Source organism: Streptomyces sp. NPDC002825, assembly GCF_040295385.1.
GTDB lineage: Bacteria > Actinomycetota > Actinomycetes > Streptomycetales > Streptomycetaceae > Streptomyces.
Map to the genome: position 1 here is coordinate 243,261 of NZ_JBEOVH010000006.1, position 12,192 is coordinate 255,452.

The window sequence follows — 12,192 nt, forward strand, 5'->3', positions numbered from 1 at the left end:
TCGGGGCCGGTGCGTCCGCGCTTCACCGGTGCGTCCGCGTTTCACCGCCGCGGTCGGTGGGAGAGGGTGGGCATGACGGAGCGAGCGAGACGAGACGGATGGCCGAGCCGCCGCGCGTTCGGCGGCGGGGTCCTGGCCCTCGGAGGGGCGCTGATGATCGGTGCGGTGCCGGGTGCGGCGGCTGCGGAGGGGCCGGGTGCGGCGGCGGAGGGCCGGCGGCCGGGGGCGGGATCGGCTGCGCGGCGGACCACGCTGCGGCGCGGGTCGGCGGAGCGGGCCGGGCTGCTCGCGCCGCACCTCGACGGACTCGTGGCGGAGGCCGAGCGTTTCCTCGGCCCCTCCCCCACGCACCCCTGGTACGCGGGCGCCGTACTGCTCGCCGGGCGGGGCGGAACCGTCGCCCTGCACCGGGCGATCGGCTCGGCCGTGCGGTACGCGGCGTACGACGAGAAGACCGACACCGGTGTCGAGCTGCCGCCGGAGCGGCAGGCCCCGATGACCGAGGACACCGTCTTCGACCTGGCCTCGGTCTCCAAGCTGTTCACCTCGGTCCTGGCGGTGCAGCAGATCGAGCGCGGCGCCCTCGAATTGGAGGCGAAGGTCACCGCGTACCTGCCGGAGTTCGGCGGGGGCGGGAAGCAGGACGTCACCGTGCGGCAGCTGCTCACCCACACCTCGGGGTTCCGGTCGTGGATCCCGCTCTACCGGGAGCCGACGCGGGAGGGCAAGCTGCGGCTGCTGTGGGCCGAGCGCCCGGCGAACCCGCCGGGGACCGCGTACCTCTACTCCGACCTCAACCTGATCTCGCTCCAGCTGATCCTGGAGGGGATCACCGGTCTCGGTCTGGACGCCCTGCTCCACGACGAGATCACCGCTCCGCTCGGGATGCACCGCACGCGTTTCAATCCACCGCTCTCCTGGCGGCCGGAGATCGCCGCCACCGAGGACGCCCGGCCGCCCTGGTCCGGCCTCGACCGCGGCATGGTCCACGGCGAGGTCCACGACGAGAACGCCTACTCCCTCGGCGGCGTCGCCGGCCACGCCGGGATCTTCTCCCGCGCCTGGGACCTCGCGATCCTCGCCCGCACCCTGCTGAACGGCGGTGCGTACGGCAGGGCCCGGATCCTCTCGCCGGCGTCGGTGGAGCTGATGTTCACCGACTTCAACACCGCCTTCCCCGGCGACGAGCACGGGCTCGGCTTCGAGCTCTACCAGCACTGGTACATGGGCGCGATGGCCACCCCGCGGACGGCCGGGCACACCGGCTTCACCGGGACCAGCCTCGTCCTCGACCCGACGACCGACGCGTTCCTGATCGTGCTCGGCAACTCCGTGCACCCGGTGCGGTCCTGGCGCTCCGGCTCAGCGCCCCGGGTCGCCACCGCCGACCGGCTGGCCCGCGCCGTGCCCGTCCGCCCGGCCCTGGGCCGTACCCCATGGTTCTCCGGCATGGACAGCGGCACCACCGGGACGCTCACCCTGCCCCCGGTGCCCGGTGCCGCCCGCTTCGCGTGCGCGCTGTGGTGGGACACCGAACCGGGCACGGACACCGCCCGTCTGGAGGCCTCCCGGGACGGCGGGTCCTCCTGGGAGCCGGTGCCGTTCGTCACCGAGCGCCCGGGAGAGGAGCCGCGCCGGCATCCGGACGGAGCGGTGAGCGGCTGGTCGGGCCGGGTGTGGCACCGGCTCACGGCCGAGCTGCCGGAGCCGGGGCCCTTCCCCGTACGGCTGCGCTGGCGGTACACGACGGACAAGCGGTACGTCGGGCGCGGGGTGTACGTGGACGGGGCCAGGGTGCTCGACGCCTCCGGGCTGCCGCTCTTCGACGAGGCCCGTCCCGCGGACGCCTCCCGCGTCGAGGCGGTGGGCTGGACCCGCTCGGCGGACTGAGCGCCGTACGACCGTGGGGCTCAGGCGGCGCGGGCCGCCGTCGGGGCCTCCGCCGCCGCGAGGAAGTCGCCGAGCACCTGGCGGTAGCGCTCCGGCTCCTCGGCCGAGGGCAGATGGGAGCTCTCCTCGAACACGACCCAGGAGGCGCCGCGGATGCCGTCGGCGAGCGGGCCGACCGCGGCCGGTGTGGCCACGTCGTGACGGCCGGAGGTGATGAGCACGGGGAGGTCGATCTCGCGGAGCCGGCCGGTCACGTCCCAGTCCTTCAGGTTCCCGGTGATGTTCCACTCGGTGGCGCCCCACAGCGTGCCCGCCACGTCCTCGCGGATGTTCGTGAACGAGCGCACGAGGTGCGGGGGCCACGGGTCGAGGCGGCACAGCCAGCGGCCGTAGAACTCCAGGCAGGCCTCCTGGTACTCCTCGTCGTCGAGGGTCCCGGCCGCCTCGTGGCGGTCGAGGGTCTCCCGTACGTCCGCGGGCAGCGAGTCCTTCAGGCGGCGGGTCTCGGCCTGGTGGGCGGGGGCGCTAGCGATCGGCCCGGCGAGGGTCAGGCTCGCCAGGCCGGCCGGGCGCGTGAGCACGTACTCCAGGGCGATCTGGCTGCCCCAGGAGTGGCCGTAGAGGTGCACGCGGTCGAGGCCGAGGGCCGCGCGCACCGCGCCCAGCTCCTCGACGAAGGTGGACATCACCCAGAGCGCGGGATCGTCGGGGTGGTCGGACCTGCCGCAGCCGGTCTGGTCGTAGAAGACGACCTGGCGGCCGGTCTCCTCGGGCAGGGCCGCGAGATCGTCCAGGTAGTCGTGGGGACAGCCGGGACCGCCGTTGACGACGAGCAGCGGCAGGCGGCCCGCGCGGCCGTTGCCGACGACCCGGTACCAGGTGTGGTGGCCGAGGAACGGGACGGTACCTTCGATGACGGGCATGATCCTGATCCGCCTCCTCGGGGGCGGGGCGCCCCTTCCATGATGCGCCGGAGGCCTGGTCCCGCGCTCAGCCGCCCGTTCCGGCCGCGCCACGCAGGGCGTCGAGCACCGGGCTGATCAGGGGGTGTTCCTCGGCTCCGCGCCGTACCGCCGCGAAGACGCGGCGGGTGGGGGCGACCCCGTCCACCGGGCGGACCTCGACGCCCGAGAGGTCCATCCCGCGCAGGGCCGAGCGCGGGACGAGCGCCACTCCGGCGGCCGCCGAGGCGAGGGCCGCGACGGCGCGGAAGTCGTCGGAGACATGCGCGAAGCGCGGCGCGAACCCGGCGTACTCGCAGGCCAGTACGGTCACGTCGTGGCAGGGGTTCCCCGCGGACTGGCCGATCCAGGTGTCCTTGGCGAGGTCGGCGAGCGCGACCCGTCCGTCACCGGCCAGGGGGTGGCCGGGCGGCAGGACCGCGTCGAAGGGCTCCGCGTAGAGCGGGACTCGGGTGAGGCGGGCGTCGTCCTCGCCGGGCGCGCCCCGGTACTCGACGGCGACGGCCACGTCGACCTGCCGGTCCAGGACCATGAGCAGGCTCTCGTCGCCCTCCGCGTCCCTGACCCGGACCCGGATGCCGGGCGCGGTGCGGGCGAGGGCGGTGATGGCGGGGGCCACGACGAGCCCGATGCCGGTGGCGAACGCGGCGACCGTGACCGTACCGGCGTCTCCGGAGCCGTAGGCGGCGAGCTCGGCCTCGGCGCGCTCCAGCTGGGCGAGCACGGCGTTGGCGTGGCTGAGCAGGATCTCGCCGGCCGGGGTGAGGCGCGCGCCGCGCGCGCTGCGGTCCACCAGTCGGTGGCCGGTCTCCTGCTCCAGGGCGGCGAGCTGCTGGGAGACGGCGGAGGGGGTGAGATAGAGCGCGGCGGCCGCCGCCGTGACCGTGCGGTGGTCGGCCACCGCACGGAGGATGTGCAACCGCCGCGCTTCGATCATGCCCCCAGTGTCTCAGCCTTCGGACACCGGCCACGCAGGGCCGGTGTCACAGGGCCGGCCGGGCAGGGCGACCCCGCACGGAACCAGCCGTGCAGGCCGCCCTCACGGGGCTCAGCCGCGCAGGGCGGCGCGGGCGTCGACGAAGGCGTCCACGGCCCGGTTCACGTCCTCCGTCGAGTGCGCGGCGGAGAGCTGGACGCGGATGCGGGCCTGGCCCTGGGGCACGACCGGGTACGAGAAGCCGATCACGTACACGCCGCGCTCCAGGAGCAGCTCGGCCATCCGGCCGGCCTCGGCGGCGTCGCCGATCATGACCGGGGCGATGGCGTGGTCGCCGGGGAGGATGTCGAAGCCCTCCTCGGTCATGCGGGTGCGGAACAGCGCCGTGTTGGCGTTGAGGCGCTCGCGCAGGTCGCCCGCGGACTCCAGGAGGTCGAGGACCTTCAGGGAGGCGGCGGCGATGACCGGGGCCAGGGTGTTCGAGAAGAGGTACGGGCGGGACCGCTGGCGCAGCAGGGCGACGATCTCGGCGCGGGCCGCGACGTAGCCGCCGGAGGCGCCGCCGAGGGCCTTGCCGAGGGTGCCGGTGATGATGTCGACGCGGTCCATGACGCCGTGCAGCTCGGGGGTGCCGCGGCCGCCGGGGCCGACGAAGCCGACCGCGTGCGAGTCGTCGACCATGACCATGGCGTCGTACTGCTCGGCCAGGTCGCAGATCTCGTCGAGCGGGGCGACGTAGCCGTCCATGGAGAAGACGCCGTCGGTGACGATCAGCTTGCGGCGGGCGCCGCCCTCGACCGCCGCCTTGAGCTGCTGCTCCAGGTCGGCCATGTCGCGGTTGGCGTAGCGGAAGCGGCGGGCCTTGGAGAGGCGGATGCCGTCGATGATCGAGGCGTGGTTGAGGGCGTCGGAGATGACGGCGTCCTCGGGGCCGAGGATCGTCTCGAAGACGCCGCCGTTGGCGTCGAAGCAGGAGGAGTAGAGGATCGTGTCCTCCTGGCCGAGGAAGGAGGAGATGCGGGCCTCCAGCTCCTTGTGCACCTCCTGCGTGCCGCAGATGAAGCGGACGGACGCCATGCCGTAGCCCCAGCGGTCGAGGGCCTCGTGGGCGGCGGCGATGATCTCGGGGTTGTCGGCCAGGCCCAGGTAGTTGTTGGCGCAGAAGTTGAGCACCTCGCCGGGGCGGCCGCCCGCGGTGACCTCGACGGTCGCGGACTGGGGGGTGCCGATGACCCGCTCGGGCTTGTGCAGTCCGGCCTGCTCGATCTCTTCGAGGGTGGCGCGGACGGAGTCGCGTACGGAATCGAACATGGGTCAGGCTCCCGTGGTCCAGTCGAGGATGATCTTGCCGCTCTTGCCGGAGGCCGCGTCGTCGAAGGCGGCTTCGAAGTCGGTGTAGTCGTAGCGGCCGGTGATGACCGGGCTGAGGTCCAGGCCGCCCTCGAGCAGCACCGACATCGCGTACCAGGTCTCGAACATCTCGCGGCCGTAGATGCCCTTGACGGTGATCATGGAGGTGACGATCTTCGCCCAGTCGACGGCGAAGTCCTCGCTGGGCAGGCCCAGCATGGCGATCTTTCCGCCGTGGGTCATGTTGGCGATCATGTCGCGCATCGCGTGCGGGTTGCCCGACATCTCCAGGCCGACGTCGAAGCCCTCCTTGAGACCGAGGGTGCGCTGGCCGTCGGCGATGGTCTGCTCGGCGACGTTGAGGGCGAGCGTGACGCCCGTCTTGCGTGCCAGTGCGAGGCGCTCCTCGCTGACGTCGGTGATGACGACGTTGCGGGCGCCGGCGTGCTTGGCGACGGCGGCGGCCATGATGCCGATCGGGCCCGCGCCGGTGACGAGCACGTCCTCGCCGACGAGCGGGAAGGAGAGGGCGGTGTGCACGGCGTTGCCGAAGGGGTCGAAGATCGCGGCGACGTCGAGGTCGACGGGGACGCGGTGGACCCACACGTTGGAGGCGGGCAGGGCCACGTACTCGGCGAAGGCGCCGTCGCGGCCGACACCGAGGCCGACGGTCGCGCGGCACAGGTGGCGGCGGCCGGCCAGGCAGTTGCGGCACTTGCCGCAGACGAGGTGCCCCTCGCCGCTGACCAGGTCGCCGACGTTGATGTCGGCGACGTCACGGCCGACGGAGACGACCTCGCCGACGAACTCGTGGCCGATCGTCAGCGGCGTGGCGATCGTCTTCTGCGCCCAGCCGTCCCAGGAGCGGATGTGCAGGTCGGTCCCGCAGATACCGGTCCGCTTGACCTTGATGAGGACGTCCCCGGGACCCGTCTCCGGCTCGGGCACGTCCGTGAGCCAGAGTCCCGGCTCCGCGTTCAGCTTGACCAGCGCCTTCAATGCAACGGCTCCCGACGTGCGTGTCCTGTGATGTGGGGGTGCGGGCACGGCTGAGTGCCCAAGATCCCTGGAAGAGAATCTTCCGTACGCGAGGCGTGCGGTCCATCGAGGATTTCTTAAGCGCGCTCGCAGATCAGCTTCACACCCCACTCGGGGAGGCGGCGACGTCAACGGGGCCGAACGGAGAGACACCCTCTCGCCGTGCGGCCCCGTCGTGGTCCGTCAGCGCCCCAGGGCGGCCATCGGGTGGTGGTCCGTCAGCGCCCCAGGGCCGCCATCGCCGCGTTGTGGCCGGGGATGCCGCTCACCCCGCCGCCCCGGATCGCGCCCGCTCCGCACAGGAGGACATTCGCGTACGGCGTCTCGACGCCCCAGCGGCCCGTCCTCTCCTCCCCGTACGGGAAGGAGAGGTCGCGGTGGAAGATGTGGCCGCCGGGAAGGCGGAGATCACGTTCGAGGTCGAGGGGGGTCTTCGCCTCGATGCACGGGCGGCCCTCCGCGTCGAGGGCGAGGCAGTCGGCGATCGGCTCGTCCAGGTGGGCGTCGAGCTGGGCGAGGGTCGCCGCGAGGAGCTTCGCGCGTGTGCCCTCGTTGTCGGCGGCGAACAGCCGGGCGGGGGTGTGCAGTCCGAACAGCGTGAGGGTCTGGTGGCCCGTCGAGGCGAGCTCCGGGCCCAGGATCGTCGGGTCGGTGAGCGAGTGGCAGTAGATCTCGGAGGGCGGTGCGGAGGGCAGCCGGCCGTCCGCGGCCTCGGCGTGGGCGGTGGCCAGCTGTCCGTATCCCTCGGCGATGTGGAAGGTGCCGGCGAAGGCCTCGCGCGGGTCGACGGAGCGGTCGCGGAGCCTCGGCAGCCGGGTCAGCAGCATGTTGACCTTGAGCTGCGCGCCCTCGGGGGCGGGCGGCGGCGCCTCGCCGAGCAGGGCGGCGAGCTCCTGCGGGGAGGCGTTGACGAGGACCTGCCCGGCCTCGACGGTGCCCTCGCCTTCGGCGGTCCGGTAGGTGATCGCCGCGCGCTGCCCGTCGGTCTCGATCCGGACGGCCTCGTGGCCGGTGAGGATACGGGCGCCGGCCGCGCGGGCGGCCTCGGCGAGGGCGTCGGTGAGCGCGCCCATGCCGCCGACGGGCACGTCCCAGTCGCCCGTGCCGCCGCCGATGACGTGGTAGAGGAAGCAGCGGTTCTGGAGCAGCGTGGGGTCGTGGGCGTCGGCGAACGTGCCGATGAGGGCGTCGGTGAGGACCACGCCCCGGACCAGGTCGTCGGCGAAGGTCTTCTCGACCGTGACGCCGAGGGGCTCCTCGAAGAGCATCCGCCAGGTCTCGGCGTCGTCGACGCGGGCGCGCAACTCGCCGCGGGTCGGGAGGGGTTCGGTGAGGGTGGGGAAGATCCGGCGCGCGGCCTCGCCGGTACGGCCGTAGAAGGCCTGCCACGCCTCGTACGCCCGGTCGGATCCGGTGAGCGCCGCGAAGGAGGCCCGGGTGCGCTCGGGTCCGCCGCCGACCAGGAGGCCGCCGTCGCCCTTCGGGGTGTACGAGGAGATGGACCGTTTCCGCACGGCGAACCGCAGCCCCAGTTCCCGCACGATCTTCTCCGGGAGGAGCGAGACCAGGTACGAGTACCGGGAGAGCCGGGCGTCGACACCGGCGAACGGCCGCGTCGACACGGCTGCCCCGCCGGTGGAGCCGAGACGCTCCAGGACGAGGACGCTGCGTCCGGCACGGGCCAGATAGGCGGCGGCGACGAGCCCGTTGTGCCCGCCTCCGACGACGACGGCGTCGTACTGGGGGTCACCCGCTCCTCGAGCGGGGTCGAGACCTTGGGGAAGGGCGGGAGCGGGGACATCGCGGGACGGGTCACGGTCGGTCATGGCTCATGCTCACACGCGGGCGCCGACCGGGGAAGACCACGGGACGGAAAAGAGAGTCAATGAGAAACGGCCCGTTTCATGTCTTCGATCTCGCTTTTCAGCCTGTCGATCTCCTGTCGCAGCGTGGCGGCGTCCTGATGCCGACCGGCATCGTCATAGCATTTCGCGAGGGACGCCAGTGCTACGAGCAGGGCTGCCCAGGACGCCCACATCCTGAGTGCCAGCAACGGTTCGAGAGGGGGAGCCACGGTTCCGAACGCGACGCCGGGAGTCGAGGCCACAGCGTTCACCGCGGCGATTCCGGCCGCTACCGTCTGAATCTCGCATGACATGATGGCGCTCCGAGGGTCGGATTCTCATCCCGCATCAGGCGGATATTCCGAGTTCAGTCAGATATCCGTTCACGTCGTCGTCGACTCCGCAGCGGAACGCAAGGGCGAGGGACGGGAAGTCGGACAGGTCGAAGGTGACCTCCACGCTCGGAACCGGCCCTTCGAGTTCACCCCAGGTGGCCGGTCCGACAATCCCGTCGACGACCAGTTCATGGTCGGACTGAAACATTCTCACCGCAGCGTCCGTCTTTTTGCCGAATATTCCATCCACCTGCCCGACGGGGTAGCCATGCATTTCCAGGTCCCGTTGCAGGCGAGAAACAGCCGGACCACTGTCGCCTTTTCTGAGCGTTTGAGGCATATCGAATCTCCCGGTTGCAGTGTGCGCCGTTCGGGGTACTCACCTTGAACGTACACCGCGGGTGCGAAGCCTGCAGCTCTCCACGCCTTTTGCCGTTTCCGGAACGTTTCCAGGGGTGACCTTCAGACGTTTCCGGATTCACCACACGGCCTTTTCGTCAAGGCGAAAGGGTGGCCGCTCTGAGGAGGAGTTCGGCCGCTTCCGCGTGGCGGCCGAGGCGTTCCAGGCAGTGGGCCTCCTCCTCGAGGGCGGTGAGGGTGTCGGGGTGCGCGGGACCCAGGAGGCGCGTGCGGGCCGCGGCGATCGCCCGGTGGCACTCGCGCGCCTCCTCCCAGCGGTCGAGCCGGCCGAGGGCGACGGCCGTCTCCCACCGGCTGAGGAGCGTGTCCGGATGGTCGGCGCCGAGGACCCGCTCGCGGTCGGCGTGCACGCCCTCGGACTCGGCCAGGGCCTCCGTCCAGCGGCCGAGCCGGCCGAGGTTGACGGCGAGGGCCTGGCGGGCGCGCAGCGTCTCGGGACCGTCGGGGCCCTGGGCGCGCGTACGGGCCGCGACGAGGTCGCGGCAGACGGCGAGGGCGTCCGCGGCCTGCCCGAGCCGGCCGAGGCAGACCCCGGTCTCGTAGCGGGCGGCGAGGGTGTCCGGATGGTCGGGACCGAGCGCGGCGGCACGCGCGTCGGCGACCGCGCGGTACTGGACGAGCGCTTCCTCGCCGCGTCCGAGGCGGGTGAGGGTGAACGCCACCTCGTGGCGGGTCACGAGCGTGTCGGGGTGGGCCTCGCCGAGCAGCCGGGCCCGGGCCTCGGCGACCTCGTGGGCCGTACGGTACGACTCCTCGAACCGCCCGAGCCGGCCCAGGGTGTACGCCAGGTTGTGGCGGCAGCGCAGGGTGTCGGGGTGGTCGGCGCCGACGGTGCGCTCACGGGCGGCGAGCACCTCGGCGTACACCTCGTACGCCTCGGGGTGCCGGCCGAGGCGGCCCAGGGCGTAGGCCCGCTCCTGACGTGCCGCCAGGGTGTCGGCGTGGTCGTCGCCGAGCACACGGGCGCGGGCCTCGGCGACCTCGCCGAAGACGTGCAGGGCGTCGGCGGGGCGGTCGAGCCGGGCGAGGGCGAAGCCGACCTCGTAGCGGCTGGTGAGGGTGTCGGGGTGGTCCTCGCCGAGGGTCCGCGCACGGTCCCGGGCGACGGACCGGTGCACGGACTCGGCCTCGTCCCAGCGGCCGAGCCGGCCGAGGCCCATCCCGGCCCGGAACCGGCCGGCGAGCACCGCGATCAGCTCCGCCGGGGGCGCGGGGGCGGGCGGCCGCGGGGCGTCGGGGGCGGCGGTGGTCCACTCGGTGGTGAGGACGGCCGCGGCAGGGTCGTGGACGGCGGGGCGCGGCCCGCTGAGGGCCGCCGGGCGGTGCCCGCCGGTCATCCCCCGCACCCACGCGGGCGCGGGAGCGGGCCCGTCGGCCACGGATTCGGGCGCGGCTTCGAGTGCGGGTACCGGCAGGGGTACGGGCACGGGCACCGTCATCGGCAGCGCGGGGGCCTCGGCGGGCGGCGGGAACGGGGGCGCGCCGAAGCGCCCCGAGACGATCCGGCGGCGAAGGTCGCCCGCGTCGGCCGGCCGTTCCTCGGGCACCTTCGCGAGCAGGTCGACGACGATCCGGTCGAAGTAGTCGGGCAGCTCGGCGCGGAGGGCGCGCGGCGGGCTCGGCACCGTGTCCCGGTGGCCGATGAGGATGGCCCAGGAGTCGCCGAGGTCGAACGGCGGGGCGCCGGTGGCCAGCTCGTACAGCACACAGCCCAGCGAGTAGAGGTCGCTGCGGTGGTCGATCTCCCCGCCTCCGCCGATCTGCTCCGGGGACATGTAGTGCGGCGTGCCCATGGCGATGCCGGTCCCGGTGAGCTTGGAGGTGAAGCCCATGTCGGTGCCGAGTCGCGCTATCCCGAAGTCGCAGATCTTCACCGTGCCGTCCCGCAGCCGCATGATGTTCGCGGGCTTCAGGTCGCGGTGCACGATCCCCATCCGGTGCGTGTACGCGAGGGCGTCGGCGACCTGGTCGGCGATCTCGACGACGTCCTCGACGGGCAGCGGCCGCTGGTCGTTGGAGACGAGGAGCTGGCTGAGGTTGCGCCCCTCCAGGAGCTCCATGACGAGGAAGAGCACGCCGTCGTACTCGCCGAAGTCGTGCACCACGGTGATGCCCCGGTGCTGGAGCGCCGCGGCCACCCGGGCCTCGCGGCGGAAGCGCTCGCGCACCACGGTGAGGACCTGCGGGTCCTGCTGCGGTCCGAGCGGTTTGAGGCACTTCACGGCGACACCGCGCCCGAGCGCCTCGTCGGTGGCGCGCCACACCTCGCCCATGCCCCCGCGACCGATGACCTCGTGCAGGCGGTACCGGCCCTGGATCAGTCTGGAGTCCCCCATCGTGTGCTGCCGCCCCCGTCGATTCCGTGCTGCCTCCTCGGCTCCTCCAGTATGGCCGCCGGGTCGGACACTGAATACGGGGCGGGGTACGCGTACGGGTCGGGCCGGGTGTCCGGGCCGAGCCGGTCCATGGCGCGCAGGATGTGCCGGGGCGGCAGCCGCCAGCGCAGGCGGGCGGGCACGCAGCGCAGGAGGTTCGCTGTCGCGACGAGCCGGTGGGTGACGGTCTCCGGGGGCGGCGCGGGACGGCCGTACAGCTCCTGGGCGTAGGGGGGCAGGGTCTCGTACGCGAGTGCGCTGACGCGCCGCCAGATCACCTCGCGCGCCGGGACGAGGACGGGTTTGACGGGCGGGCGGCGCAGGAAGTCCGCGACGGCCCGGGCGTCCGGGCCGGCGGCCAGGCCGGGGCGCACGGCGTCGAAGTAGGCGGCGAGCTCGGCGGTGGAGGCCGGGACGGCATCCGGGTCGAGGCCGACCAGCCGGGCGGAGCTGCGGTGCTCGTCGACGTACCGGTCGGCCTGGGCGTCGGTGAGGGGGAGCCCGGAGCGGCGGGCGACGGAGAGGTACGAGTCGGTCTCGGCGCAGTGGACCCAGAGCAGCAGTTCGGGGTCGTCCACGGCGAGCAGCCGGTGGATCCGCCGGACGCGGGCCCCGGCCGCCTCGGCTGCCTCCGTGGTGCCGTAGCTGAGGGTCCCGACGAAGTCGGCGGTCCGCATCAGCCGGCCCCAGGGGTCCTCCCGGAAACTGCTGTTGATCATGACGCCGCGGACGGCGACGGGGTGCAGCGCCTGGAGCCAGAGGGCCCGGACACCGGCGATCCACATCACCGGGTCGCTGTGCACCTGCCAGGTCACGGAGCGGGGGCCGAAGAGCCCGGGGTCGGCGTCCTGCCTCATGGCGCTCAGGCTACGGCCCGTACCGGCCCCGGGGAACCGGTCGTGCGCGGGACGGGAAGACGGGCGAGGGACGACGGACGGGTGGGCGACGGGCGACGGGCGACGGGCGACGGGCGTGAGCGTCGGGCCTCGGACATCGGACGTCCGGCGACCGGCGTCGGGCCTCGGCGACGGGCGTGAGCGT

General features: G+C 73.2%; 10 protein-coding genes. 1 reads left to right on the forward strand and 9 read right to left on the reverse strand.

Going from position 1 to position 12,192, the window contains the following annotated elements:
* Positions 1-72 precede the first annotated feature (72 nt).
* A complete protein-coding gene (locus tag ABT041_RS11105) occupies positions 73-1,890 on the forward strand; it encodes a serine hydrolase domain-containing protein (RefSeq protein WP_351182560.1) in 1,818 nt (605 codons plus the stop codon).
* 20 nt (positions 1,891-1,910) lie between these two features.
* Here the strand turns inward: ABT041_RS11105 and ABT041_RS11110 are convergent, their stop codons facing one another.
* The 9 genes from ABT041_RS11110 to ABT041_RS11150 form a co-directional block, all read right to left on the reverse strand.
* Positions 1,911-2,813 (reverse strand): proline iminopeptidase-family hydrolase, encoded by a 903-nt coding sequence (locus tag ABT041_RS11110; RefSeq protein ID WP_351182562.1) that lies wholly within the window; start codon positions 2,811-2,813, stop codon positions 1,911-1,913.
* 67 nt (positions 2,814-2,880) lie between these two features.
* Positions 2,881-3,789, reverse strand: coding sequence for a LysR family transcriptional regulator (locus ABT041_RS11115; RefSeq protein WP_351182564.1), 909 nt, complete (start codon positions 3,787-3,789; stop codon positions 2,881-2,883).
* A gap of 111 nt (positions 3,790-3,900) precedes the next feature.
* The gene (locus ABT041_RS11120) at positions 3,901-5,100 is read right to left on the reverse strand and encodes a glycine C-acetyltransferase (protein ID WP_351182566.1); all 1,200 of its coding nucleotides are present in this window, start codon (positions 5,098-5,100) and stop codon (positions 3,901-3,903) included.
* A gap of 3 nt (positions 5,101-5,103) precedes the next feature.
* Positions 5,104-6,138, reverse strand: a complete 1,035-nt coding sequence (gene tdh / locus ABT041_RS11125; RefSeq protein WP_351182568.1) for an L-threonine 3-dehydrogenase — start codon at positions 6,136-6,138, stop codon at positions 5,104-5,106.
* 257 nt (positions 6,139-6,395) lie between these two features.
* Entirely contained in the window at positions 6,396-8,003 is a 1,608-nt protein-coding gene (locus tag ABT041_RS11130) for a phytoene desaturase family protein (protein ID WP_351182570.1), read from the reverse strand.
* A 56-nt stretch (positions 8,004-8,059) separates the two neighbouring features.
* Positions 8,060-8,335 carry a hypothetical protein gene (locus tag ABT041_RS11135; protein WP_351182572.1) on the reverse strand — a complete coding sequence of 92 codons (276 nt, stop codon included), beginning with the start codon at positions 8,333-8,335 and terminating at the stop codon, positions 8,060-8,062.
* Between the two features lie 34 nt (positions 8,336-8,369).
* Positions 8,370-8,696: a peptidoglycan-binding domain-containing protein gene (locus ABT041_RS11140; protein ID WP_351182574.1), complete on the reverse strand. Its 327-nt coding sequence runs from the start codon at positions 8,694-8,696 to the stop codon at positions 8,370-8,372.
* A 157-nt stretch (positions 8,697-8,853) separates the two neighbouring features.
* Positions 8,854-11,112 (reverse strand): serine/threonine-protein kinase, encoded by a 2,259-nt coding sequence (locus ABT041_RS11145; RefSeq protein ID WP_351182576.1) that lies wholly within the window; start codon positions 11,110-11,112, stop codon positions 8,854-8,856.
* Positions 11,094-12,008, reverse strand: a complete 915-nt coding sequence (locus tag ABT041_RS11150) for an oxygenase MpaB family protein (RefSeq protein WP_351182578.1) — start codon at positions 12,006-12,008, stop codon at positions 11,094-11,096. The genes ABT041_RS11145 and ABT041_RS11150 overlap by 19 nt, the downstream gene beginning before the upstream one ends.
* Positions 12,009-12,192: the final 184 nt, after the last annotated feature.